The sequence below is a fragment of the Salinibacterium sp. GXW1014 genome (assembly GCF_044769865.1).
Lineage (GTDB): Bacteria > Actinomycetota > Actinomycetes > Actinomycetales > Microbacteriaceae > Homoserinimonas.
Genome location: NZ_JBIZWA010000001.1, coordinates 1,503,979 through 1,529,096, shown reverse-complemented (window position 1 = coordinate 1,529,096; position 25,118 = coordinate 1,503,979). Strand labels below are relative to the sequence as shown.

Here is a 25,118-nt window from a genome sequence, read left to right as displayed (position 1 = left end):
TATTGCGTTGTTCCCGCTACGGGGTCGCGGCGGTGAAAGTCGTGTTCCCCGTCGTGCTGTTGTAGACCCAAGTGTCACCAGTGCGCTGAGCGTGCGTTCCAGTCAGGGTGTACCCGTCAGCGATGGGTGCGTAGGCGATGCCAACGTCGGGCGTAGCGTTGAAGCCAGCATCAGACCAGTCCGCGTCGACCACACCGGCCGTCGTGGAGACTGTCTCCGCTGCGGACGGGTACGCGCCGTTGTTCTCAATCGCGATCTGCTCGGCAGCGATGGCGGCGTTCTTCAGGTCGGACTCGACCTGCGACTGCCACGCACCCTGGCGCTGGTTCAGGAACGCCGGGATGGCGATCGCGGCGAGGACGCCGATGATGAGGATGACGACGAGGAGCTCGATCAGGGTGAAGCCCTTCTCGCCGTCCTCGCGCTTCTTGGCGATTGCGTTGTTGATCGTGCTGATCATGATGATCTCTTCCTGTCTGTGATGACTTCGGACAGGTGGCCCCCCAAAAGTTCAGACCCCCTGTGGACGATTGTTGCGGATGCCGTTCAACGAAGGGAAGCCCCCCAAACGAGGAGAATGCTCAGCAACTCGCCCCCAGTTGTGGGGCCAGCTACTGGATCTGCTCGAATATGCTGAAGATCGGCAGGTAGAGCGCCACGATCATGCCGCCGACGACGGCGCCGATCACGGCGATCATGAGCGGCTCAATGAGCGCCGTGAGCTGCTCCGCCGTCGCCTCGACCTCCTGGTCATAGAAGTCCGCGATCTTGTTGAGCATGGTCTCGAGGGCGCCGGCATCCTCACCGACGGCGATCATCTGCGTCACCATCGACGGGAACACCGGCTCGAGTGCGAGCGGCCCCGAGACCGACTTGCCCGAGCGCACCGAGTCGGAGACCTTCTTGAGCGCGTTCTCGATCACCATGTTGCCGGATGCCTCGCCCACGATATTGAGCGACTGCAGGATGGGCACACCCGCCCCCATCATGGTCGCGAAGTTGCGCGTGAAGCGCGCGATGGCGACCTTGGCGAAGAGCGGCCCGAAGACCGGAATCTTGAGCTTCAAGGGGTCGAGGAAGCCCCGCACCTTGTCGCTGTTCTTGTTCGCCCGCCACCAGAACACGAAGATCACGCTGAGCACCAGCAAAAGCGGGCCGGCCCACACCATGTTCTTCGACAGGATCACGAGGAACTGGGTCGGCAGCGGCAGGTCGCCGCCCAGGTCGGAGAACATCGTCTCAAACACGGGCACGATGAAGATCAGCATGCCGATGACCGCGACCACCGCGATGCAGAGCACCGCAACTGGGTAGGTCAGCGCCGACTTGATTGTCGCGCGGAGTTTGACCTCGGTCTCGTAGTTCTCGGCGATCGACACGAGCGTGTCCTCGAGGAAGCCGCCCGCCTCACCCGCCCGCACGAGGTTGATGAACAGCGGCGGAAAGTGCTTCGGATGCTTCGCCATCGCCGCCGACAGCGCGAAGCCGGCCTCGACATCCGCCTGCACCGTCGACAGGGTTGACGCGAGCGTCTTGTTCTCCGTCTGCTCAGACAGGATCGTGAGCGTGCGGATGAGCGACAGCCCCGAGGAGGTCATGGTCGCCATCTGGCGTGCCATGATCGCGAGGTCCTTGAGGCCGACCCCCTTCTGCATGCCGGGGATCGAGATCTCCTTCTGGAGCCCCGTTCCCGCCGCCGCCTCGCTGATGTCGATGGGCGTCACGTTCATGGCGCGCAACTTGGCCATGACCGCACCCTCGGATGCGCCCTCGAGTCGCCCCTTGACGACCTTGCCCGAGACATCCCGGCCCTTGTAGGCGAACTCCTTCGTCGCGGTGGCCATCAGCGCTGCACCGAGTAGGCGTCGCTGTAGTTGACGCCATCCGTCATGTTGGCGCCGAGTGCGCCCGTCGTCTCGACACGGGTCACGAGCCGTTTGAGCACCTCGAAGTCATGCGCCTTCTCGACCGCGGCGTCGAAGGTGATCTGGCCGCTGTTGACGAGGTCGGCAAGGTGCTGGTCCATCGTGTGCATGCCCGCCTCCCGACCAGCCTGCATCGCCGAGTGCACCTGATAGGTCTTGCCCTCACGGATGAGGTTCGCGACAGCGTGAGTCGCCATGAGCACCTCCGTCGCGACGACACGGCCCTTGCCGTTCGCCCGCTTGAGCAGCGTCTGGCAGACGACCCCCTGCAGGGTCGCCGCGAGCTGCGCGCGCACCTGGTTCTGCTGGTGGGGCGGGTAGACGTCGATGATGCGGTCGATCGTCTGCGGGGCATCCTGCGTGTGCAGTGTCGCGAAGACGAGGTGGCCGGTCTCGGCCGCGGTCAGCGCCACCGAGATCGTCTCGAGGTCACGGAGCTCGCCGACAAGGATGACGTCGGGGTCCTGGCGCAGCACGTGCTTGAGGGCCGCCGCGAAGCTGTGCGTGTCGTGGCCGACCTCGCGCTGGTTGACGAGCGACTTCTGGTTCTGGTGGAGGAACTCGATCGGGTCTTCCACCGTCATGATGTGGTCGGTGCGCGTCTTGTTTACGAGGTCGATGAGCGCCGCGAGCGTCGTCGACTTGCCCGAACCCGTCGGCCCCGTCACGAGCACGAGACCGCGCGCGAGCTTCGCGAAGGAGCCGATCGACTCCGGCACGCCCAGCGCCGCGAGCGGCTTGATCTCGGTCGGGATGAGACGGAACGCCGCACCCATGTTGTGCCGCTGCTGGTAGAGGTTCACGCGGAAACGCGCATTCTCCGAGAGCGTGTAGGCGAAGTCGAACTCGAGGTGCTCCTCGAAGATCTCCTTCTGCTTGTCGGTCAGGATGCTCGTGAGCGCCGACGCGACCTTGTCCTGGCTCCACACGGGGGCATCCTTGATGGGCCGCAGGGCGCCGTCGACGCGGATCATCGGTGGGGCACCGGCCGAGATGTGCAGGTCGGAACCGCTCGTCAGCAGCACCTGCTGCAGCGCGCCGTCGAGGTCAGGGTCGGCCTTGAGGTTCGGGTTGCGACGCGACACGAAGCCAGCGGGCACCGCCGCGGGGGCAGCGCTCGGCTCCGGCGCGGGCACGACGGCGGCTGGCTCGACCGGCACCGGGCCGGGCAGCGTGTGCACGGTCGACTCCGAGGCGGGAGGACGAGGGGCGGATGCCGCGGGGCTCGGCTGCGCTGTAGCCGCCGCTGCCGGGGCGCCCGACAAGGGGGCAGTAGGCGCAGTGACGGGCGACGTTGCGGCGGTCGCCGTCGGCGCCGAGGGCGCGGCGGCGGGTGGCGCCGCTGCCGGCGCTGCAGGTGCCGACGCTGCAGGCGTCGGAGCGGCAGGACGGCTCACGGGCGGCTGCTGCGCCCCTGAGGCCTGGGGAGCCGAGGGTGCGGCCGAACGCTGCGAGGGAGGCGCAGCCGATGCCGCCGGCGCTGTCGCTGTCGGCGCGACGGGCGACGACGCACTTGCGGCGCGCGCCTCCGCCCTCGTTGCTGGTGCTCCGCTGGGCGCGGCCGCGGGAACCGCGGGCGGCGGAGCCGAGGCGACGGATCCCGGCACGGCCGCGGCACCCGGCTGGGCAGCCGTTCCCGCGGAGGGTGCGGGCATGCTCGACAGGGTCGCGGCTGACGCAGGCGCTGCCGCCATCGCGGGGGCGCCCGCCATGGCGGGTTCCTTCGCGGGCGCAGGGACCGGGGCATCCGTCGGTGCGGGAAGGCTCTGGAGGAACTCGGCCATCGACTCGGGACGGTTCGCGGCGACAGTCGACGACTGCGCAGCGGCAGGCGACGACGGCGCGGCATACGACGGCGCGGGCGCGTCGAACTGCGGCACGAGGTTCACCGGCCCGGTCACGGGCTGGTAGCTCGACGGGAGGTACCCGGGCGGTTCGTACATCGGCTCCGCGTCACCCGTGGGCGCTGCAGCCCCGTCGACCGAGGTCGAAAGGTCGTAGACCGGATCGTTCATGCGATTCCCCCTTGCTCACTGCCTCCGGCGCATCCGCCGGCCTTGCCTTGCGCCGCGGGTCGTCCCCCGCCCACAGCGACACCGATCATCGGTCACACCACCACGCGAAGGATCTCTTCGACCGCCGTGTGGCCCATGAGGGCCTTGGTCCAGCCATCCTGCCGCAGCGTCGCCATGCCCTGCGAGACCGCCATCTTGGAGATCTCAATGCTGGATGCCCGTGCCACCGCGAGACGTTCGATCTCCTCGGTCACGATCATGACCTCGTGGAGCGCGATGCGACCCCGGTAGCCCGTGTTGGAGCAGTGCGTGCATCCGACCGGCCGGTACAGCATGGGGGCGGGCTTGCTGGGATCGAGGTAGAAGCCGAGGCTCGCGAGGCCTTCGATCGTGCTCTGGTACTGCTCCTTGCAGCGGTCGCAGAGGCGACGCGCCAGGCGCTGGGCGACGACCGCCTCAAGCGCCGAACCGACGAGGAAGGGCTCGATGTCCATCTCGATGAGACGCGTGACGGCGGCCGGCGCGCTGTTCGTGTGGAGCGTCGACAACACGAGGTGACCCGTGAGCGACGCCTCGATCGCGATCTGCGCCGTCTCCTTGTCGCGGATCTCACCGATCAGCACGACATCCGGGTCGGAACGAAGGATGCTTCGGAGCGCCGCGGCGAAGGTCAGGCCCGCCTTGACGTTGACCTGTACCTGGCTGATGCCCTCCATGCGGTACTCGACCGGGTCTTCAACCGTGATGACGTTGACCTCGGGCTTCGCGACCGCGTGGAGGGTCGTGTAGAGCGTCGTCGACTTACCCGAACCGGTCGGGCCCGTCACGAGGATCATGCCGTTGGGCTTCACGAACGATGCGCGGTACTTCGCGAGGTTGCCGTCGAGCATGTTGAGGTCGCTCAGGCTCAGCGTCGTGCCCGAGTTGTCGAGGATACGCATGACGACCTTCTCGCCCCACACCGTCGGCAGCGTCGCGACGCGGAGGTCGATCTGGCGGCCGCCGTGGTTGACCGAGATGCGACCATCCTGCGGCTTGCGACGCTCGGCGATGTCGATGTCGGCCATGATCTTGAGGCGCGAGATGACACCGTTCTGGATCGCCTTGGGCGCCCGCTGCACCTCGTGCAGCACGCCGTCGATGCGGTATCGCACGCCCATGTCGTGCTGGCCGGGCTCGATGTGAATATCGGATGCCTTGTCCTGGATTCCCTGCCCGATCAGCAGGTTCACGAAGCGCACGATGGGGGCGTCATCCTGGCCCGGCTCGTTGTCGGCGAGTGCGAGCTCCTGCCCGCTGCTCTCCTCCTCCAGCACGGTCGTCAGCGAGTTGATCTCGTTGTCTGCGCGGTGGTAGCGGTCGATCGCGGCGAGGAGGTCGGTGCGCTCCGCCACGACAAGGTTCACCTGCATGCGCACGGCCGCGCGAACGTCGTCGATCGCGAAGACGTTGCCCGGGTCGACCACCGCGAGCGTCAGGGTGTTGCCGATGTTCGCGATCGGCAGCACCTCGTGGCGACGACAGATCGTCGCGGGCACCTGCGAGACGGCCATCTTGTCGACCGGGTACTCCGTGAGCTCGACGAACGGCAGCCCGTGCTGCGCGGCCCGCGCCGAAGCGTAGTCCTTGGCGGAGATCGTGCCGTCGGCGACGAGCTGGCGCACCATCTCGTCATCGCCCTTCCAGCCGTCGACAACATTGTCGAGCGCCTCGATCGGCATGACGCCGCGAATGATCAGGATCTCGGTAAGAGATGACATGACAGCTGGACCCCCCTGCTTACTACCGCCCCCGGTAAGCCTCCGACCGTGCCGGTAGACACGATCGGTTCAGTCAAATTACCTCACAGACAGCACAAGTGCCATACCCGCATCCGGGGAGTACGTCGCGGCAACACGCCGGTGAAGCTGAGGACACCACATCTAGTGGTCGGGTGGGCCGTCAGCCCCTAGAAGGCTCCGGATGCGTCGGCCGATTCGTGGCGCTCAAGGCGGATGCGTGCGGCAAGCTCCCCAAAGGTCACGTGTGCCTCCGCGTACGACGGCACGCCGGCATCCAGCCGATTGTCGCCCGTGAAGCGCTCGCTCGCCGCGAGCCGCACACCGTTCGTCGAGAAGAGATCCGTGACGACCCAGGTGCCGTCGACAAGGTCGAGACGCGCGTGGGTCTTCGATACAGAGAGGTCTGAGTCTCGCAGCGGCACGAGTTGGGCGCGCTCGACGCCCTCCGGCATTGCAGGGTTTCGCCCGATGATGACGGTGGTCTCGGTCAGCTCGATGCGCTGGCCCTGCGCGGTCTCAAGCTTCCACACGGATGCCCCGTGCGCCGTCTCGCGGCTTGGCACATACGGCTCGAGCCACGCCGGATGCACCTCCAGCTCCGTCGCCATTGCCTCGGCACTCGGCGGCGCGGTGACAGCGCCACCCCCGCCGCGGTGCCAGCGGGAGAGAAGCCACACCGTGGTCCCGCTTGCGACCCCGACTGACAGCATGACCGCGGCCGCCGCAGCGCACAGCACGAGGGCTGCAGTGAGCACGGCAATGGCAACCGGAGAGTACATCTCCACGATTGCACCAGACCCGAGCGCGCCCGTCGATGGGGAGAACTCCCCTAGCCCGCCGCCGCATTCCCCACTGGCTCGCGCATCCGCTGCGCCAGCATGCCCGGTTCCGCCTCGCGAGCACGCCACGCCTCCTCCGTCGAGATGACCCCGCGGGCCTCGAGATCTGTGATCGCCGCCCGGATGTCTGCGGTGATCTCCTCGCGGACCGCCACCGGGATGCGGGCCACCTGCCGCCGGCGCACCTCGGCTGAGGCATCCGGAAGCGCACTTCCCCGGGGCAACGTCGCGGTTGCCATGCGCGAGTAGGCGACCAAGAGGGCGATCAGCCAGGCGGCGGCCAGCAGGACACTCGCGACGACTGGGGCCGCCCACCACGTCCAGGACTCGAGTCGAAGCCAGCCGCCCCAGACGGACATGTTGACGAAGGTCACGGCGCCCAGCCCGGCGGTCGTGACACACAAGAGCGCCGCGGTCGGATTCCAGCGGGAGCCGCGAGCCAGCCAGATTGCCAGCCAGACCAGGAGCCCGAGGAAGAGCAACGCGTAACAGGCACCGGCGGTGGGGATCCGCTCGAACGCGTCGCCCCACAAGCGATTCCTCGTGCGCCGAGCCACAGAGAAGCCGCCCGCATAGGCTGCGAGCCAGATCGGGGCCGCCACCACCCAGAGGAGACGGTCGCGTGGGGTCCGCGGCCACCCGAGGGTGGCAGGCGGCACACTCGCGAACACCGACGAGACCTCGCGGAAGGCCGCCGCTTCGAGCAGGTCCCAGCGCAGCGGATGCCCCGACTCAATCTGCGCCGCATACTCCGTCGCGCCTAGCGACGCAGTCGCCCCCAACTCGCGCTCCATCGTCTCCCCCTCGGCCGAGCGCCCCGAGTCTAGCGGCGGGTCTGGCGCCGGCAACAGGGCGGAAACGGCGAACGGCCCGCCACCGTGAGGTGACGGGCCGTTCGACTGGCGCTGCCTAGTTGTAGGTGCCGGGCGTGAAGTCGTCCGAGCTGAAGCTGTCGAAGTCGACGAAGCTCAGGTCGGCCTCACTGAACGAGGAGTCGTCGGAGAAGATGCGGTTGGGGTACCGCTCCGCCTTCGCCTCTTCCGTTGCCTCGACCGAGACGTTGCGGTAGCGGGGCAGACCCGTACCGGCCGGGATCAGCTTTCCGATGATCACGTTCTCCTTGAGACCGAGCAGCGGGTCGGACTTGCCGTCCATCGCCGCCTGCGTGAGCACACGCGTGGTCTCCTGGAACGACGCGGCCGAGAGCCACGATTCCGTCGCGAGCGACGCCTTCGTGATACCCATGACCTCCTGGCGAGCCGAGGCGGTCTTGCGACCCTCCGTCAGCGCCCCACGGTTGAGCTCGTTGTACCGCGAACGGTCGACCAGCTCACCCGGGAGAAGCTCGGTGTCGCCGTGGTCGACGACCGTGACCTTGCGCAGCATCTGGCGCACGATGACCTCGATGTGCTTGTCGTGGATCGGCACACCCTGCGAGCGGTACACGCCCTGCACGCCATCCACGAGGTGCTGCTGCACCGCACGGACACCGCGAACGCGGAGCACCTCCTTGGGGTCAACCGCACCGACGTGCAGCTGCTGGCCGAGCTCGACGTGCTCGCCATCCTCCACGAGGAGGGTGGCGCGCTTGAGCACGGGGTAGGCAATCGGCTCGTCGCCGTTGTCGGGGGTCAGGATGAGCTTGCGACTGCGGTCCGTGTCCTCGATCGTGATCTTTCCGGCCGCCTCGGCGATCGGGGACGCACCCTTGGGGGTACGAGCCTCGAACAGCTCGGTGACGCGGGGCAGACCCTGCGTGATGTCATCAGCGGATGCGACACCACCGGTGTGGAAGGTACGCATCGTCAGCTGCGTGCCGGGCTCACCGATCGACTGGGCCGCGATGATGCCGACGGCCTCACCGATGTCGACGAGCTTGCCGGTCGCGAGCGAACGGCCGTAGCAGACAGCACAGACACCCGCGGCGGACTCACACGTGAGCACCGAGCGCACCTTGGCGTGCGTGATGCCCGCCTCGATGAGGGTGTTGATGAGCACGTCACCGACATCGTCACCGGCCTTCGCCACGACGTTGCCGTTCGCGTCGGTCGCATCCTCAGCGAGGCTGCGGGCGTAGAGCGAGTTCTCGACGTTCGCGTCGCGCACCAGCACGCCGTTGGCGTCGGGGGCAGCGATCACGAGCTCAAGGCCGCGGGAGGTGCCACAGTCGTCTTCACGGATGATGACATCCTGCGAGACATCCACGAGACGACGCGTGAGGTAACCGGAGTCAGCCGTACGAAGTGCCGTGTCGGCAAGACCCTTACGGGCACCGTGCGTCGCGATGAAGTACTCGGCGACCGAGAGGCCCTCACGGTAGCTCGAGAGGATCGGACGCGGGATGATCTCACCCTTCGGGTTCGACACCAGACCACGCATACCGGCGATCTGACGCACCTGCATCCAGTTACCACGAGCACCAGAGGTGACCATGCGGTTGATGTTGTTGTCGGCGGGCATGTTGTCCTGCATCGCCGTCGCAACCTCGGCCGTGGCCTTGTTCCAGATCTCGATGAGCTCCTGACGACGCTCGGCGTCGGTCGTGAGGCCCTTCTCGAACTGGCTCTGCACCTTGGCGGCCTGCTTCTCGTAGCCCTCGATGATCGCGCGCTTCGTGGGCGGCGTGAGGATGTCCGAGAGCGCGACGGTCACGCCAGAGCGGGTCGCCCAGTAGAAACCGGCATCCTTGATGCGGTCGAGCGTTGCCGCGACCTCCACCTTGGGGTAGCGCTCAGCGAGGTCGTTGACGATCGCGGAGAGCTGGCCCTTGTCAGCGAGAGCCTCGACCCAGGGGTAGTCCTCCGGCAGCGCCTCGTTGAAGAGGGCGCGACCGAGGGTCGTCTCCTTGAGCTCGGCACCGTTCTCGAATTTGTCGCCGACGAGACGGATGCGCACCTTCGAGTTGAGGTGCAGCGACTTCTGGTCGAACGCCAGGATCGCCTCGGCGATCGAGGAGAACGCACGGCCCTCACCCTCGCCACCCTCGCGGATGGTCGTGAGGTGGTGCAGGCCGATGATCATGTCCTGTGTGGGCAGGGTGACCGGGCGGCCGTCCGAGGGCTTCAGGATGTTGTTCGAGGCGAGCATCAGGATGCGAGCCTCGGCCTGGGCCTCGACCGACAGCGGCAGGTGCACCGCCATCTGGTCACCGTCGAAGTCAGCGTTGAACGCAGCACAGACGAGCGGGTGGAGCTGGATGGCCTTGCCCTCGACCAGCTGGGGCTCGAAGGCCTGGATGCCGAGGCGGTGCAGGGTAGGTGCGCGGTTGAGCAGCACGGGACGCTCGCGGATGATCTCCTCGAGCACGTCCCACACCTGCGGACGCGAACGCTCCACCATGCGCTTGGCGCTCTTGATGTTCTGCGCGTGGCTCAGGTCGATGAGGCGCTTGATAACGAAGGGCTTGAACAGCTCGAGCGCCATCTGCTTCGGCAGGCCGCACTGGTGCAGCTTGAGCTGCGGACCAACGATGATGACCGAACGGCCCGAGTAGTCGACGCGCTTGCCGAGCAGGTTCTGGCGGAAGCGACCCTGCTTTCCCTTGAGCATGTCGCTCAGGGACTTGAGGGCGCGGTTGCCGGTACCCGTGACGGGGCGACCACGACGGCCGTTGTCGAACAGCGCGTCGACGGCCTCCTGCAGCATCCGCTTCTCGTTGTTGACGATGATCTCGGGGGCACCGAGGTCAAGCAGTCGACGGAGACGGTTGTTGCGGTTGATCACACGACGGTAGAGGTCGTTGAGGTCGGAGGTCGCGAAGCGGCCACCGTCGAGCTGCACCATGGGGCGAAGCTCCGGCGGGATGACCGGAACGACATCGAGCACCATCGCGGCGGGCGAGTTGCCCGTCTGCAGGAACGAGTTGACGACCTTGAGGCGCTTGATGGCGCGGATCTTCTTCTGGCCCTTGCCGTTGGCGATCTGCTCATGCAGCTCGTCGGACTCTGCCTGGAGATCGAAGGTCTCAAGGCGCTTCTTGATCGCCTCGGCGCCCATGTGGGCCTCGAAGTAGATGCCGAAGCGGTCCTGCAGCTCGTGGAAGACGCTGTCCTCGGGCTTGAGGTCGCCGACCTTGAGGGTGCGGAAGTCCTCCCACACGCGCTCAAGCTGCGCGATCTGCTCGTCGAAGGACTTGCGCGTCTGCGACATCTCCTTCTCGGCGCCGTCCTTGGTGCGACGCTTGACATCCGCCTTCGCACCCTCTTCTTCAAGAGCGGCGAGGTCGGTCTCAAGCTTCGCGAGGCGGTCGGCGATGCGCGAGTCGCGCTGCTTCTCGAGCTCGGCGATCTCGAGGCGGATCTCGTTCTCGAGGCCGGGCATGTCGTCGTGACGGCCCTGCTCGTCGACCGAGATCACCATGTAGGCGGCGAAGTAGATGACCTTCTCGAGGTCCTTCGGCGCCATGTCGAGCAGGTAGCCGAGGCGGCTGGGCACACCCTTGAAGTACCAGATGTGCGTGACGGGCGCGGCGAGCTCGATGTGGCCCATGCGCTCGCGGCGCACGGAGGACTTGGTGACCTCCACGCCACAGCGCTCACACACGATGCCCTTGAAGCGCACGCGCTTGTACTTGCCGCACGAGCACTCCCAGTCGCGGGAGGGTCCGAAGATCTGCTCACCGAAGAGGCCATCCTTCTCCGGCTTGAGCGTGCGGTAGTTGATCGTCTCAGGCTTCTTCACCTCACCGTGCGACCAGCGACGGATGTCGTCAGCGGTCGCGAGGCCAATACGAAGCTCATCGAACGTGGTTACGTCGAGCAATTTTTCTCCTTGGAAATGAAATCTGAAGTGTCGTAAAGGCCTGGCTTAGATCTCGTCGATCGACGAGTTCTCGAACCGGGAGGAAATGTTGATGCCGAGTTCCTCCGCCGCGCGGAAGACCTCGTCATCCGTGTCACGAAGGCTTACCGCGGTGCCATCGGCCGAGAGCACCTCGACGTTCAGGCAGAGCGACTGCATTTCCTTGATGAGGACCTTGAAGCTCTCGGGGATGCCGGGCTCCTGGATGTTCTCGCCCTTGACGATCGCCTCGTACACCTTGACGCGGCCGAGGATGTCATCCGACTTGATCGTGAGGAGCTCCTGGAGCGCGTAGGCGGCACCGTATGCCTCGAGCGCCCACACCTCCATCTCGCCGAAGCGCTGGCCACCGAACTGCGCCTTACCACCGAGCGGCTGCTGGGTGATCATCGAGTACGGGCCCGTCGAACGCGCGTGGATCTTGTCGTCGACGAGGTGGTGCAGCTTGAGGATGTACATGTAGCCGACCGAGATGGGGTCAGGGAACGGCTCACCCGAACGACCGTCGAAGAGACGTGCCTTGCCGGTGGAACCGATCAGGCGGTCGCCGTCGCGCGTGGGGTTGGTCGAGTCGAGCAGGCCCTCGATCTCCTCCTCCGTCGCACCGTCGAACACGGGGGTCGCAACCTTGGTGCCCGGCTCGGCCGAGAAGGCCTCGGCGGGAAGCTGGCGAGCCCAGTCAGGCTTGCCCTCGACGTTCCAGCCCTGCTTGGCGATCCACCCGAGGTGGATCTCGAGCACCTGGCCGAAGTTCATTCGACCGGGCACGCCGAGCGGGTTGAGGATGATGTCGACCGGCGTTCCGTCTTCGAGGAACGGCATGTCCTCAACGGGGAGGATCTTCGAGATGACGCCCTTGTTGCCGTGACGGCCGGCGAGCTTGTCACCCTCGGTGATCTTGCGCTTCTGGGCGATGTAGACGACCACACGCTGGTTGACGCCCGAGCCGAGCTCGTCGTCGCCGTCCTGCGCGTCGAAGACCTTGACGCCGATGACCGTGCCCTCTTCACCGTGGGGAACCTTGAGCGAGGTGTCGCGCACCTCACGGCTCTTCTCGTTGAAGATCGCGCGAAGCAGGCGCTCCTCGGCGCTCAGCTCGGTCTCGCCCTTGGGGGTGACCTTGCCGACGAGGATGTCACCGGGGCGAACCTCGGCACCGATGCGGATGATGCCGCGCTCGTCGAGGTCGGCCATGAGCTCGGGGCTCACGTTGGGGAGGTCACGGGTGATCTCCTCCTTGCCGAGCTTCGTGTCGCGGGCGTCGACCTCGTACTCCTCGATGTGGATCGAGCTGAGCACGTCGTCCTTCACCAGGTTCTGGCTGAGGATGATCGCGTCTTCGAAGTTGTGACCCTCCCACGGCATGAACGCCACGAGGAGGTTCTTGCCAAGCGCGAGCTCGCCGTCCTCCGTCGCGGGGCCATCCGCGATGACCTCGCCGACCTCTACGCGGTCACCCGCGCTGACGACGACACGGTGGTTGTACGAGGTGCCCTGGTTGGAGCGGTCGAACTTGCGCAGGTAGTACTCCTGCGTGCCGCCCTCATCGAGCTGCAGCGTGACGACATCGGCCGAGACCTCGGCGACGACACCGGCCTTGTCGGCCGTGATCACGTCGCCGGCGTCGATCGCGGCGTAGTTCTCCATACCGGTTCCGACGAGCGGCGACTCGCTGCGCAGCAGCGGCACAGCCTGGCGCTGCATGTTGGCACCCATGAGGGCGCGGTTCGCGTCGTCGTGCTCGAGGAAGGGGATGAGCGAGGTCGCAACCGACACCATCTGGCGCGGCGAGACATCCATGTAGGCGACCTCGTCGACGGGCATGAGGTCGACCTCGCCGTCCTTCTTGCGGGAGAGCACGCGGTCATCGACGAAGTGGCCGTCAGCCTTGAGGGGCGCGTTGGCCTGCGCGACGTGGAACTCGTCTTCCTCGCTCGCGGTGAGGTAATCGATCTGCTCGGTCACCTTGCCGTTCACGACGCGACGGTACGGCGTCTCGATGAAACCGAAGGAGTTGATGCGCGCGAACGATGCGAGCGAACCGATCAGGCCGATGTTGGGGCCTTCAGGGGTCTCGATCGGGCACATGCGGCCGTAGTGCGAGGGGTGGACGTCACGAACCTCGACGCCGGCACGCTCACGGCTCAGGCCACCAGGGCCGAGCGCCGAGAGGCGACGCTTGTGGGTCAGGCCCGCGAGCGGGTTGTTCTGGTCCATGAACTGCGACAGCTGCGAGGTTCCGAAGAACTCCTTGATCGCCGCGACGACGGGGCGCACGTTGATCAGGGTCTGCGGCGTGATCGCCTCGATGTCCTGCGTCGTCATGCGCTCGCGGACGACGCGCTCCATGCGGGAGAGACCGGTGCGAACCTGGTTCTGGATGAGCTCCCCCACAGCACGGATGCGACGGTTGCCGAAGTGGTCGATGTCGTCGACGTCGAGGCGGATGTCGACCTTCTTGCCGTCACGGATGCCGGGCAGGGTCGTGCGCTCGTCGTGGAGGGCCACGAGGTACTTGATGGTCGCGATGATGTCCTCGCGAGTCAGCACGGAGGAGCTGAGCGGCGCCTCGATGCCGAGCTTGCGGTTGATCTTGTAGCGACCGACCTTCGCGAGGTCGTAGCGCTTCGGGTTGAAGTAGAAGTTGTCGAGGAGCGCGCGAGCGGCTTCCGCGGCGACCTGCTCGCCCGGGCGCAGCTTGCGGTAGATGTCCTTGAGCGCCTCTTCCTTGGTGAGGATGTTGTCCTTCTCAAGGGTCGCCTCGATCGACGCGTAGCCCTTGAACTCCTCGAGGATCTCCTCGCTCGTCATGCCAAGGGCCTTCATGAAGACCGTCACCGACTGCTTGCGCTTGCGGTCGATACGCACGCCGACCTGGTCGCGCTTGTCGATCTCGAACTCGAGCCATGCACCACGGCTCGGGATGATGCGCGCCGAGTAGAGGTCCTTGTCGGAGGTCTTCTCGGGCGAACGGTCGAAGTAGACGCCCGGGCTGCGCACGAGCTGCGACACGACGACACGCTCGGTGCCGTTGATGACGAAGGTGCCCTTGGGGGTCATGAGCGGGAAGTCCCCCATGAAGACCGTCTGGGTCTTGATCTCACCCGTGAGGTGGTTCATGAACTCGGCCTCGACGTAGAGGGGAGCCGAGTAGGTCTTGCCCTTCTCCTTGCACTCGTCGATCGAGTACTTCTTCTCCTCGAGGAACGGGTTCGTGAAGGAGAGTTGCATCGTCTCGCCGAGGTCCTCGATGGGGGAGATCTCTTCGAAGATCTCCTCGAGGCCGGTCAGCGACGGGAGGTCCTGGCGGCCGGAGGCGGCGGCCTCAGCGGCCCGCTCCTTCCACGCGTCGTTGCCGACGAGCCAGTCGAAGCTCTCGGTCTGGAGAGCGAGCAGATCCGGAACGGTGAGGTTGTCCGAGATCTTGGCGAAGGAGAGCCGAGAATGGTTGCGACCGTTCTTCGGCTGTCCCTTCTGTGATGAGTTCGTGGTGGATGCGTTGCGCGCAGCAGCCAAGGAAATAACCTCCGTGGCCCTCATGGGGCCAATACAGTCGGGCGTTGCCAGCCGGTGAGTGTTGTGTGCTTTGTTGGTGGAGTCGATCGTTCGAGAAGCGCACGCCAGAACCTACATTTGGGTTACCGGATCGAGGGATCCGATACGCACAGGCCGACCGCAATATGAAGGCAGAGCAATTCTGGGAGCGCAAAGGTCAACTATAGTTCGGCGCGACCCGCCTTGTCCAGTCGATTCTTGACCTGAATCGGGAATTGGACTATAAGCGGGCGAGTTGGCAGGCGTGCGGCCACAGACGCTGCCCTGCGGAGGGTGGAATGATGCGTTCATGGGCCACCCCGAGCATCCGTCGACCGTCCTCTCGCTGAGCGGCTACCGGGCCGTGATCGAGCCCGAGAAGTGGTTCGAGGGCAGCTACACCCTCGTCGTCGACGGCACACCCCAGTCGAACGTGCACCTGGGCGACCCCACGCGCCTCTTCTTTGAATACGTGCAGCGCATCGGGCACGTCATCGATCAGCTTCCCGAGGGCCCCATCACGGCGGTGCACCTCGGCGCCGGCGCGCTGACCATCCCCCGCTACGTGGAGGCGACCCGGCCCGGCTCGAGACAACAGGTCGTGGAACTCGAGAGCGACCTCGTCGACTTCGTGCGCGAGCACCTGCCGTGGCCCAAGCAGGCGTCGATCCGGGTGCGACACGGCGATGCGCGGGCCGTGCTCGAGAAGCTGCCCGCCGGCCTGCGCGGCAGCGTCGACCTCGTCGTCGTCGATGTCTTCGGCGGCTCGCGCACCCCCGCCCACGTGACGAGCGTCGAGTTCTACCGGTCCGTGGCTGCGCTGCTCGCGCCCGGCGGCATCGTCGCCGTCAACATCGCTGACGGTCCCGGCCTCGCCTTCGCACGCGGACAGGCGGCCACGCTCGGCATGGCTGTGGCGGATGTCGCGGCCCTCGCCGAGGCGCAGATCCTCAAGGGGCGCCGCTTCGGCAATGTCGTGCTCGTCGGCTCGACCTCGTCGCTGCCGATGGAGTGGATGCCGCGACTCCTCGCCGGCGGACCGCATCCAGCCAAGGTCGTGACGGGACGCGAACTGCGCGACTGGATCGCGGGCGCCCCCGTCGTCACCGACCAGACCGCCATCCCCTCCCCCGCCCCCAACAAGAGCGTCTTCGGCGCGGGCTGAAACGGGGGTACCGTGCCCCGCATGGAGAGGACTCGAGCCAGAAGCATCGCGCCAGGCGTCGCCCTGGTCGTCGCCCTGCTGGCGGGATGCGCCGCCGCACCCGCGCCTGCCCCGACGCCGACACCGAGCATCCCGAGCCCCTCGGCGAGCGCGGACCCCACGCCACTTGAAGGCCCCGTCGCACCGACGGGCGCGGCCACCGTACTCGCGCAGGGGCTCAACGCACCGTGGTCGGTCGTGCGCCTCGACGAGGAGACGATGCCGGGCGGCTCGGCGCTCATCAGCGAGCGCGACACGGCGAAGGTGCGTGAGCTGACCGCCGGAGGGGAACTCCGCGATGCGGGCACCGTGCCGGGGGTGTCACCCGGCGGTGAGGGCGGGCTGCTCGGCCTCGCCACACTGCGGGAGGCCGACACAGCCTGGCTCTATGCCTACCTGACCGCGGCATCCGACAACCGGATCGTGCGGATGCCACTCCTCGGCTCGGCAGGCTCACTCGAGCTGGGCGCGGCGGAGGTGGTGCTCGCGGGCATCCCGAAGGCCGGCAACCACAACGGCGGGCGCATCGCATTCGGGCCCGACGGCATGCTCTACGCGACCGCGGGCGACGCGGGCCGCCCCAACCTGGCGCGCGATCCCTCTTCGCTCGGCGGCAAGATCTTGCGCATGACCCCGGAGGGCGGCACGCCACCGGATGCACCGTGGGGCTCCGTCGTGCACAGCATCGGCCATCGAAACCCGCAGGGCATCGCGTGGGGCGATGACGGCACCATGTACGCGAGCGAGTTCGGACAGAACACCTGGGACGAGCTCAACATCATCGTCGCTGGCCAGGACTATGGCTGGCCCGTCGTCGAGGGCATCGCCAACGCCGAGGGCTTCGTGAACCCGATCCACCACTGGTCGACCGACGAGGCGAGCCCCTCGGGACTCGCCCACACGCACGACACCCTCTTCATGGCCGCCCTCCGCGGCGAGACCCTGTGGAGCATCGTCGTCGGACTCGAATCCGTGGATGCCGCGCCCTACTTCGCGGGAGAATATGGTCGCCTTCGCGACGCCATCGCCGGACCCGACGGCACGCTCTGGGTGCTCACCAACAACACCGACGGGCGCGGCTCTCCCCGCGAAGGCGATGACAAGCTGCTGCAGATCCAGCTTGCTGGCCAGCAGCCGGGATAACCTGAGACGAAACCGATCGGGGCAGCACGTGAGCATCATCCTGGGCTACGACCCAACCACCCTTCGCGAGAAGGTCGACCTGAACGGCGCCGCCGCGCGCCTTGAAGAACTCGGCGAACTGCGCAGTTCCTTCGCGCTCAACGAGAAGGTGGAACTGTTGCGCCTCGTCGGCCGGCTCGACGAGGCCTGGGAGCTGGCGAACCAGACCCTCCGCACCGCCCGCTTCTCGACCACCCGCGACGAGATCTGCATGGCGCGCATCCGTCGTGCCATGGTGCAGCGCGACCTCGGCAAGCTCGAGCCGGCCCTCGTTGAGCTGAACTCCTGCGTCGACGAGGCGCGAGCGCACGAATGGGCCGAGATCGAGGCGCAGGCGCTCCTCGAGCGAGGCCGTGTGCAGTTCGAACTCCGCGAGTACAAGGCGGCGCTGATCGACTTCCGCGGCGCCGTCACGATCCGCGTGCGCATCGGCGCGAGTGCCGCCGACGTCGACAACGCCATGATGGCGACCGCGATCGCGGAGTCGTATGTCGACGACCCGGCCGTGCAGCGCAGCCAGGGCACCGAGCCGAATCACTGAACCGCAGCATCCCGTGGCAGACCTGGCTCGAGTGCGCGTGTGGGCGAACGCCCTCATCGCCCTGCACCTCGACCCCTCGTGGACCTTCGACTTCGACCACGCGCGGCGCCGGGCCGGGCTGTGCAACTACAGCGACAAGCGCATCACGGTGTCACGCCACCTCGCGGGGTTGTTCGAGGACGACGACATCCACCAGGTGCTGCTGCACGAGGTGGCCCACGCGATCGCGGGGCCCGGCACTGGCCACGGACCGAAGTGGAAGAAGGTCGCCGCCGAACTCGGCTACGTCGGCAAGACCACGCACGACGGCCCGACCGCCGACCACCTCGCGCCCTGGGTGGGGCAGTGCCCCGGCGGTCACGTGTACTACCGACACCGTGAACCCAAGCGCGTGCAGTCGTGCGGCAAGTGCGGGCGGGGATTCAACCCCAGGCATGCGATCGCGTGGGAGCGGCGCGAGCGGGTCTAACCGGCGAAGTCGCGGAGCACCGGGACATCCGTCGACGGCGTGAAGTCGGGGTGCACGCCACCCAACTCGCGCGCCGACACCGACGCTCCGACGAGGTGCTTCACGGCGCGGCGCAGCCCCTCATAGGCGGCGGATGCGGCGGCCGCCTCAGGCGAGTTGTGGTCGATGCCGACGGCGGTCAGGGCGTCGATGACCGCGCCCGCGCCGAGGAGATCCTCGACGGCGAAGCGGAGTTCCCCGTCGCGCGAGGCGCCGGCGGCGACCACCGCGATGCGGAAGCGGTCGCCCCGCTCCGCCTGCTTCGCGATGACCCAGTCGGCGACGGCGGCCGCGTTGGCGATGCCGCCCGCGACGACGGCGGCCGCGACATCCGGAACCTCGCTCTCGCCGAGCTCGTCGACCCAGACGATCGCATCCGCACCATCCACGATCGCCGCTGCGCCCGCGTGGCCCCAGTCGAACCGGACCTGGTAGGAGTGCTGGGAATCGGGGCGGGAGGCGGCGTCATTCACCCGGGAATCGTATCGCCCAGGCTCGCACTGCTATGGTGGTGTTACTTGCGAATACGTTTCTCGTGTTCCCTGCGTCGTAGAACGCATCACTCACCACACCAGGTTGACATCTTCTTACGGCGAACGGATGTGGCCATCGCCACCTTCGCCCACTTGTCCCGGTCTCCTCAGCGCAGCGCGCTGGCCACACTCGGGCCTGCATGAAAGAAACACTTTGACTGACATCACCTTCGGCGCGCTCGGCGTGCCCGCAGCCCTCGTCACCGCCCTCGAGAAGGTCGGCAAGACGACGGCGTTCCCCATCCAGGTCGACACCCTCCCCGACACCCTGAACGGCCGCGACGTGCTCGGCCGCGGCAAGACCGGCTCGGGCAAGACCCTCGCGTTCTCGATCCCCATGGTCGCCCGCCTCGGCGGCAAGCTCGCCGGCGGCAAGCGCCGCCCCGGCCGCCCGCTCGGCCTCGTGCTCGCCCCGACGCGTGAGCTCGCGACGCAGATCAGCGCCGTCATCGACCCGCTGGCCGAGGCCTACGGGCTCAAGACGACCACGATCTTCGGTGGCGTCTCGCAGAAGCGCCAGGAGCAGGCCCTGAACGCGGGCGTCGACATCGTCGTCGCCTGCCCCGGCCGCCTCGAAGACCTCATGAAGCAGGGCTTCGTCTCCCTCGACGCCGTCGAGATCACAGTGCTCGACGAGGCCGACCACATGGCCGACCTGGGCTTCCTGCCCGTCGTCACGCGCATCCTCGACAAGACACCGAACAACGGCCAGCGCCTGCTCTTCAGCGCAACCCTCGACAACGGCGTGGACAAGCTCGTCAAGCGCTTCCTCCACAACGAGGTGCTGCACTCGGTCGACGAGGCCACCTCGCACGTCGCCGACATGACCCACCACCTCTACGAGGTCGACAGCGCCGAAGCGAAGACCGCCCTCGTGCGCACCCTCGCCTCGGGCACCGGCCGCCGCATCCTGTTCATGCGTACCAAGCACCACGCCAAGAAGCTCGCCAAGCAGCTCACCGAGTCGGGCATCCCGGCCGTCGACCTGCACGGCAACCTCTCGCAGCCCGCGCGTGACCGCAACCTCGCGGCGTTCAGCGACGGCAGCGCCAAGGTGCTGGTGGCGACGGATGTCGCGGCCCGCGGCGTGCACGTCGACAACGTCGAACTCGTGATCCACGTCGACCCGCCCGCCGAGCACAAGGCCTACCTGCACCGCAGCGGCCGCACCGCCCGCGCCGGCGAGTCCGGTGACGTCGTCACGATCATGACGCCCGCGCAGAAGAAGGACACGCTCGCGCTGCTGCGCAAGGCGGCCATCGACGTGCAGGCGCAGCGCGTGACATCCGAGTCCCCCGCCGTCGTCACACTCGTCGGCGAGGTCGCCCCCTACGTCAAGCCCGCGCCGCGCCAGGTGCAGCAGCAGGGTGGCGGACGCTCGCAGGGTGCCAATGCGCAGCGCAAGCGTGCCGCTCGCTCCGAGGGCACCGGCGCACCCCGCCGCGACCGTTCGGGACGCCCCGCCGCCGCCAGCGGCAGCGACTCGACGCGTTCGGGACGCCCCGCCCGCGCCGGCTCGACGGATGCCGCACGCAGCGGTGCTCGCAGCGGCCAGGGTCGCCCGGCCCGCGCCGGCTCGGGCTCCGCGTCGCACGCGCCGCGCACCCGGAGCACCACGAGCTACAGCACCTCGACGCCGTCCGCCGCGCCGGCGGGCCAGCGCCGCGCCGGACGCCGCGCACAGGGCTAACACCGCTTGACTGGAGGGGCGGATGCGACGGGAAACCGTGGCATCCGCCCCTTTTGCGTACGCTGGCTGCGGTTTCTGATGCACTTTGGGCTGCGACACACGCCGGAGGGTGAGGACACACCGGATGCCGCGACGAAAGTGCATCAGAAACCGGCCGATTTCGCGCCGGACGCCGCTCGTTCTAGGCTCTCGGTCATGAGCACCAAGGAAGTTGCCGAAGTACTGATCCGTCCCGTTCGCGATTCCGATGTCGAAGACCTCGGACGCGTGCACGCCACCTGCTGGCACGAGACCTACGACACCCTCATCAGCAAGGCCGCGCTCGAGAATCTCTCGCCGCGCCGCATGGCCGAGTTGTGGTCGCGCATGGCGACGAGGGGCGAGGAGTACAACCAGTTCGCCGCCCTCGTCGACGGCGAGATCGTGGGCTTCGTCGGCTCGGGTCCGGCCCGCGACGAGAACCCGCCCCGCGAGCGTGAGCTCTACTTCATCTACCTGCTCGCGAAGTACCAGGGCACTGGCATCGGGCAGAAGCTCTTCGACGCCGCCTGCGGCCCCAACCCCGGCTACCTCTGGGTCGCGAAGGACAACCCGCGCGCGCACGCCTTCTACAAGCGCAACGGCATGGTGCTCGACGGCGCCGAAGAGGTGCACCAGCTGCTCGGCGAAGACCTCGTCGAGGTGCGCTTCGTACGTTAGAGGTCGCGACAGGCTCCACGATCAGTGCCATCCGGGCATGCCACCCGCTGCGCTGCACTTTGTACGGGACACGAGGTGGCCGGTATGAGAGACCGTATGGGCAACGCCTGAATACGGCTAGTCTCATCCGCAGGAAGCACCACCAGGTGCATTTCACGACATGCAAAGGCGCACGCCGCGAAAGGGAAGGGAGAACTCAATGGGTTCCCTTGTGCTCATGATCATTGGCCTGGCGATGTTCGCCGGCGGATACCTTTTCTACTCGAAATACCTCGCCAAACGGGTCTACCGGCTGAACGCCGGCTTCAAGACCCCGGCGCACGAGCTCAATGACGGCGTCGACTACGTGCCGACGAACAAGTTCATCCTCTGGGGCCACCACTTCACCTCGGTCGCGGGCGCCGCCCCGATCGTCGGCCCGGCAATCGCCGTCATCTGGGGCTGGCTCCCCGCGCTGCTCTGGGTGACGATCGGTACGGTCTTCTTCGCCGGTATGCACGACCTCGGCGCGCTCTGGGCATCGCTGCGCAACAAGGGCAAGTCGATCGGTGCCCTCTCCGGGCGCTACATCGGCAAGCGCGGCGCGAACCTGTTCCTGGTCGTCATCTTCCTGCTGCTGCTCATGGTGATCGCCGCCTTCGCGGTCGTGATCAAGAACCTGCTCATCAGCACCCCGAGCGCCGTCATCCCCGCCTGGGGGGCGATCATCGTGGCGCTGCTCGTCGGCGTCGCCGTCTACCGGATGAAGTGGCCGCTGATCCCCGTCACCATCGTCGGCGTCGTCGCGCTGTATGCGCTGATCCTTCTGGGTGACAGCGTGCCGGTCGTGCTGCCCGAGTCCTTCCTCGGCATGACGCCGGCCACGTTCTGGATCCTGGCGCTGTTCATCTATGGCGCGATCGCCTCGCTGCTGCCGGTCTGGGTGCTGCTGCAGCCGCGCGACTACATCAACGGCGTGCAGCTGTTCATCGGCCTGATACTGCTCTTCGGCGCAGTGCTCATCGGTGCGCTCTTCTCGGCGAACCCGCCCGACATCGTCGCCCCGATGATCAACGGCAACCTGCCGGAGGGCACGCCGAGCATGGTGCCGCTGCTGTTCGTCACCATTGCGTGCGGCGCGATCTCGGGCTTCCATGGCATGGTCTCCTCGGGCACGACCTCGAAGCAGATCGACAAGGAGACGGATGCCCGCTTCGTCGGCTACTTCGGCGCCGTCGGCGAGGGCATGCTCTCGCTCGGCACCATCCTGGCCGTGATCGGCGGAATCGGCTCGGTCGCCGAGTGGGAAGAGATCTACAGCTCGTTCGGCGCCGGCGGCGTGACCGCGTTCGTCCAGGGCGGCGGAGCCCTGATGGAGAACGGCCTCGGACTGCCGGCCTCGCTCAGCGCCACCGTGCTCGCCACGATGGCCGTGCTGTTCGCAGCCACGACGATGGACACCGGCATGCGACTGCTGCGCTTCATCGTGCAGGAGATCGGCGACGCAGTGAAAGTCAAGATCAGCAAGATCCCCGCGACGCTCGTCGTCGTGGTGGTCGGCCTCGGCCTGACGTTCTCGCAGGGCCTCGGCGGCGAGGGCGGCCTGCGCATCTGGCCACTGTTCGGCACCACCAACCAGATCATGGCGTCACTGACGCTGTCGATCGTTGCCGTGATGCTCATCCGCAAGCGGCGCAATCCGTGGCCGGCGCTCATCCCGCTCGTGCTGGTGTTCGTGCTGTCATTCTGGGCAGCGATCGAGCAGCTGTTCAGCTTCACGGCGCCTGGCAACGAAGACTGGCTGCTGTTCGCGCTCGACATCGTCATCATCGTGGCGAGCGTCTGGGTCGCCGTCGAGGCGATCGGTGCAATGCGGCGGGCCCTCAAGGATCCGCCGGAGGCCGAGGACGAGGACGCCAAGCTGGAGGGCGTTCGTGAGAACGTCTGACGGGTGAAGAACAGCGTCGTGGCTCAGCGCCGGGGGGAGCTCTCCCGGCGCTGGGCCGCGCTGCGCGACGGGCTGCACGAGTTCTACGTCGGCCCATACCGCGACACGTTCCTGCGCGAGAAGCGCGATGAGGACGACCTGTTCATGATCGTCGTGCTGGGGGAGGCGCTCGGCGTGCCCGACCCCGCCGCGTACTACTCCGCCGAGCTGATGCCCGCAGTGTGGCAGGACTTCCACGCCTGGCACCGCCGCATCGGCATCCCCGCCTCTCCCCTGGACCACGTCGCATGCTGCTAGAGATCGCGCGCTCGCGCCGCATCCTGTTCGTCGGCGGCAAGGGCGGCGTCGGCAAGACCTCGGTCGCTGCCGCGTTGGCCCTGGCTCGCGCACGAGACGGGGCGCGGGTGCTGGTGGTCTCGACCGACCCGGCCCATAGCCTCGGCGAGGCCTGGGATCACAGGCTCTCGGATGCGCCCACGCGGGTCTACGATGCCGGCGCCGGTGTCGTCGATGCGGTCGAGATCGACCCGCAGGCGACGATCGATCGGCACTTCGCGACGGTTGCGGACACCATGATGCGGTTGCTGCCCGACCGCCTGCACCGGTCTGCCCAACAGCACTTGGACCAGGCGCGATCCGCGCCGGGCAGCCACGAGTCAGCCGTGCTCGAGCGCATCGCCCAGCTGATCGAGAGCAGCGCCGACACGCACGATCTCATCATCTTCGACACCGCGCCATCCGGCCACACCCTGCGGCTGCTGGCGCTGCCGCAGCAGCTGACGGGGTGGACCGAGACGCTGCTCGCCAGCCGCGATCGCTCGGAGCGCTTCGCCGCCGCCGCACGCAGCGTTGTCGGCACGAAGGATCCGGAGCCCACCGCCGACACCGAGCTTCGCCGCACCCTGATCGCCAGGCGCGACCGCTTCGCGCACATGCGCGCCAGCATCACCGACCCCGAGCAGACGTCGTTCATCGTCGTGGGCATCGCCGAGCGGCTTCCGGTCGCCGAGTCGATCGACGTTGTGCGCCAGCTCGATGCGCTCGGCATCGCCCCGGCGGCTATCGTCGTGAACCGGCGTTCGCCGAGCGATGCGGGGCCGGTGCTCGCCGAGCGCCGCGCGCGCGAGGAGGAGCACCTCGCCGTGCTGCGCGCCGCCGCCGCTGGCGTCCCGATCACACAGATCCCGCTGCTCCCCGGCGACCTCGCCGGCGGCGACGCGCTGGCGGCACTGGCCGATCAGCTCTCGGGTGCATCGAGCGACTGAGGCTTCGCCGAAGAGATCACCGAGGTTCGTTTCGTTCGCTAAAGGTCTCGGCGGGCTCAACCCCTGCGGGCAGTCTGCCCCGCGCCGTCAGGGCAGCACGCCGACGTGGGCGAGCGCCGCGCGCATGAGCGTCGCGCGGCCGCCCTCCATCTCGTCGGCGACGATGTAGCTCGTCGCCTCCTCCGGGGTCATCCAGGTGATCTCCAGCGCATCCTGCCGGGGCTCACACGTGCCCGTGATGGGCACAACGTAGGCGAGGGAGACGGCGTGCTGCCGGTCATCCGTGTACGGGCTGATGCCCGGCATGGGAAAGTACTCGGCAACCGTGAAGGGCACGGGGCTCGCGGGCAGCTGCGGGAACGCCATCGGCCCGAGGTCCTTCTCGAGGTGGCGGAACAGTGCCTCCCGCACGGTCTCCCCGTACAGGACACGGCCGGAGACGAGCGTGCGCGTCATCTCCCCCGTGACGGATGCCCGCAGCAGCACGCCGACCTGCGTCACGATCCCGAGCGGGTCGACTCTCACGGGCACCGCCTCGACATAGAGGATGGGCATCCGCCGTCGCAGTTCGAGCAACTCGACGTCGGAGAGCCACGCATTGCCAGGGTCGGGGGTTCCGGTTGAGCTCATGCTTCATTCTGTCCCACCGCAAGGGGCGAAACTGTCAGTGGTGTC

20 protein-coding genes are annotated in these 25,118 nt (G+C 67.3%); 10 read left to right on the top strand and 10 right to left on the bottom strand.

Annotated features, from left to right (window positions below):
• Positions 1–16 precede the first annotated feature (16 nt).
• The 3 genes from ACIQK7_RS07520 to ACIQK7_RS07510 form a co-directional block, all read right to left on the bottom strand.
• Positions 17–460, bottom strand: coding sequence for a type IV pilin protein (locus ACIQK7_RS07520; protein ID WP_403022866.1), 444 nt, complete (start codon positions 458–460; stop codon positions 17–19).
• Between the two features lie 151 nt (positions 461–611).
• Entirely contained in the window at positions 612–1,844 is a 1,233-nt protein-coding gene (locus ACIQK7_RS07515) for a type II secretion system F family protein (RefSeq protein ID WP_403022863.1), read from the bottom strand.
• Positions 1,844–2,959 carry a type IV pilus twitching motility protein PilT gene (locus ACIQK7_RS07510; protein WP_403024007.1) on the bottom strand — a complete coding sequence of 372 codons (1,116 nt, stop codon included), beginning with the start codon at positions 2,957–2,959 and terminating at the stop codon, positions 1,844–1,846. Before ACIQK7_RS07510 ends, ACIQK7_RS07515 begins: the two co-directional genes overlap by 1 nt.
• A gap of 37 nt (positions 2,960–2,996) precedes the next feature.
• Here ACIQK7_RS07510 and ACIQK7_RS07505 point away from each other — a divergent pair, with 37 nt between their 5' ends.
• Entirely contained in the window at positions 2,997–3,836 is an 840-nt protein-coding gene (locus ACIQK7_RS07505) for a hypothetical protein (RefSeq protein WP_403022860.1), read from the top strand.
• A 196-nt stretch (positions 3,837–4,032) separates the two neighbouring features.
• On the opposite strand, the gene ACIQK7_RS07500 is transcribed toward ACIQK7_RS07505, so the two are convergent.
• The 5 genes from ACIQK7_RS07500 to rpoB form a co-directional block, all read right to left on the bottom strand.
• Positions 4,033–5,700: an ATPase, T2SS/T4P/T4SS family gene (locus tag ACIQK7_RS07500; protein WP_325210203.1), complete on the bottom strand. Its 1,668-nt coding sequence runs from the start codon at positions 5,698–5,700 to the stop codon at positions 4,033–4,035.
• 188 nt (positions 5,701–5,888) lie between these two features.
• On the bottom strand, positions 5,889–6,500 hold the full coding sequence (locus ACIQK7_RS07495; protein ID WP_403024005.1) for an FHA domain-containing protein: 612 nt from the start codon (positions 6,498–6,500) through the stop codon (positions 5,889–5,891).
• Positions 6,501–6,550: 50 nt separating this feature from the next.
• Positions 6,551–7,354 carry a hypothetical protein gene (locus ACIQK7_RS07490; RefSeq protein WP_403022858.1) on the bottom strand — a complete coding sequence of 268 codons (804 nt, stop codon included), beginning with the start codon at positions 7,352–7,354 and terminating at the stop codon, positions 6,551–6,553.
• 115 nt (positions 7,355–7,469) lie between these two features.
• Complete coding sequence (rpoC, locus tag ACIQK7_RS07485; RefSeq protein ID WP_403022855.1) at positions 7,470–11,321, bottom strand: DNA-directed RNA polymerase subunit beta'; 3,852 nt, start codon at positions 11,319–11,321, stop codon at positions 7,470–7,472.
• A 45-nt stretch (positions 11,322–11,366) separates the two neighbouring features.
• A complete protein-coding gene (gene rpoB, locus ACIQK7_RS07480; RefSeq protein ID WP_403022852.1) occupies positions 11,367–14,876 on the bottom strand; it encodes a DNA-directed RNA polymerase subunit beta in 3,510 nt (1,169 codons plus the stop codon).
• A 328-nt stretch (positions 14,877–15,204) separates the two neighbouring features.
• Between rpoB and ACIQK7_RS07475 the strand changes: the two genes are divergently transcribed.
• The 4 genes from ACIQK7_RS07475 to ACIQK7_RS07460 are packed head-to-tail and all read left to right on the top strand — an operon-like array spanning position 15,205 to position 18,290.
• Complete coding sequence (locus ACIQK7_RS07475) at positions 15,205–16,059, top strand: spermidine synthase (RefSeq protein WP_403022849.1); 855 nt, start codon at positions 15,205–15,207, stop codon at positions 16,057–16,059.
• A gap of 21 nt (positions 16,060–16,080) precedes the next feature.
• The gene (locus tag ACIQK7_RS07470; protein WP_403022846.1) at positions 16,081–17,241 is read left to right on the top strand and encodes a PQQ-dependent sugar dehydrogenase; all 1,161 of its coding nucleotides are present in this window, start codon (positions 16,081–16,083) and stop codon (positions 17,239–17,241) included.
• Positions 17,242–17,269: 28 nt separating this feature from the next.
• Positions 17,270–17,821 carry a hypothetical protein gene (locus tag ACIQK7_RS07465; RefSeq protein ID WP_403022844.1) on the top strand — a complete coding sequence of 184 codons (552 nt, stop codon included), beginning with the start codon at positions 17,270–17,272 and terminating at the stop codon, positions 17,819–17,821.
• A 13-nt stretch (positions 17,822–17,834) separates the two neighbouring features.
• Positions 17,835–18,290: a SprT-like domain-containing protein gene (locus ACIQK7_RS07460; RefSeq protein WP_403022841.1), complete on the top strand. Its 456-nt coding sequence runs from the start codon at positions 17,835–17,837 to the stop codon at positions 18,288–18,290.
• On the opposite strand, the gene ACIQK7_RS07455 is transcribed toward ACIQK7_RS07460, so the two are convergent.
• Entirely contained in the window at positions 18,287–18,802 is a 516-nt protein-coding gene (locus ACIQK7_RS07455; protein ID WP_403022838.1) for a 2-phosphosulfolactate phosphatase, read from the bottom strand. The genes ACIQK7_RS07460 and ACIQK7_RS07455 overlap by 4 nt on opposite strands.
• Before the next feature lie 214 nt (positions 18,803–19,016).
• Here ACIQK7_RS07455 and ACIQK7_RS07450 point away from each other — a divergent pair, with 214 nt between their 5' ends.
• From ACIQK7_RS07450 to ACIQK7_RS07430, 5 genes are all read left to right on the top strand, one after another.
• Positions 19,017–20,552, top strand: coding sequence for a DEAD/DEAH box helicase (locus ACIQK7_RS07450; protein WP_403022835.1), 1,536 nt, complete (start codon positions 19,017–19,019; stop codon positions 20,550–20,552).
• 195 nt (positions 20,553–20,747) lie between these two features.
• Positions 20,748–21,251 (top strand): GNAT family N-acetyltransferase, encoded by a 504-nt coding sequence (locus tag ACIQK7_RS07445; RefSeq protein ID WP_403022832.1) that lies wholly within the window; start codon positions 20,748–20,750, stop codon positions 21,249–21,251.
• A gap of 199 nt (positions 21,252–21,450) precedes the next feature.
• Positions 21,451–23,178, top strand: coding sequence for a carbon starvation protein A (locus tag ACIQK7_RS07440; RefSeq protein WP_403022829.1), 1,728 nt, complete (start codon positions 21,451–21,453; stop codon positions 23,176–23,178).
• An 18-nt stretch (positions 23,179–23,196) separates the two neighbouring features.
• Complete coding sequence (locus tag ACIQK7_RS07435; protein ID WP_403022827.1) at positions 23,197–23,475, top strand: cory-CC-star protein; 279 nt, start codon at positions 23,197–23,199, stop codon at positions 23,473–23,475.
• A complete protein-coding gene (locus tag ACIQK7_RS07430; protein ID WP_403022824.1) occupies positions 23,466–24,443 on the top strand; it encodes an ArsA family ATPase in 978 nt (325 codons plus the stop codon). The genes ACIQK7_RS07435 and ACIQK7_RS07430 overlap by 10 nt, the downstream gene beginning before the upstream one ends.
• A gap of 87 nt (positions 24,444–24,530) precedes the next feature.
• Here the strand turns inward: ACIQK7_RS07430 and ACIQK7_RS07425 are convergent, their stop codons facing one another.
• Positions 24,531–25,073, bottom strand: coding sequence for an NUDIX hydrolase family protein (locus ACIQK7_RS07425; RefSeq protein WP_403022822.1), 543 nt, complete (start codon positions 25,071–25,073; stop codon positions 24,531–24,533).
• Between the last annotated feature and the right edge of the window lie 45 nt (positions 25,074–25,118).

Bases quoted from the DNA above. Each gene is read 5' to 3' on its own strand.
- ACIQK7_RS07520 (WP_403022866.1), bottom strand. From the start codon at position 460: ATGATCAGCACGATCAACAACGCAATCGCCAAGAAGCGCGAGGACGGC.
- ACIQK7_RS07515 (WP_403022863.1), bottom strand. From the start codon at position 1,844: ATGGCCACCGCGACGAAGGAGTTCGCCTACAAGGGCCGGGATGTCTCG.
- ACIQK7_RS07500 (WP_325210203.1), bottom strand. From the start codon at position 5,700: ATGTCATCTCTTACCGAGATCCTGATCATTCGCGGCGTCATGCCGATC.
- ACIQK7_RS07495 (WP_403024005.1), bottom strand. From the start codon at position 6,500: ATGTACTCTCCGGTTGCCATTGCCGTGCTCACTGCAGCCCTCGTGCTG.
- ACIQK7_RS07490 (WP_403022858.1), bottom strand. From the start codon at position 7,354: ATGGAGCGCGAGTTGGGGGCGACTGCGTCGCTAGGCGCGACGGAGTAT.
- ACIQK7_RS07475 (WP_403022849.1), top strand. From the start codon at position 15,205: ATGGGCCACCCCGAGCATCCGTCGACCGTCCTCTCGCTGAGCGGCTAC.
- ACIQK7_RS07470 (WP_403022846.1), top strand. From the start codon at position 16,081: ATGGAGAGGACTCGAGCCAGAAGCATCGCGCCAGGCGTCGCCCTGGTC.
- ACIQK7_RS07445 (WP_403022832.1), top strand. From the start codon at position 20,748: ATGAGCACCAAGGAAGTTGCCGAAGTACTGATCCGTCCCGTTCGCGAT.
- ACIQK7_RS07440 (WP_403022829.1), top strand. From the start codon at position 21,451: ATGGGTTCCCTTGTGCTCATGATCATTGGCCTGGCGATGTTCGCCGGC.
- ACIQK7_RS07430 (WP_403022824.1), top strand. From the start codon at position 23,466: ATGCTGCTAGAGATCGCGCGCTCGCGCCGCATCCTGTTCGTCGGCGGC.
- ACIQK7_RS07425 (WP_403022822.1), bottom strand. From the start codon at position 25,073: ATGAGCTCAACCGGAACCCCCGACCCTGGCAATGCGTGGCTCTCCGAC.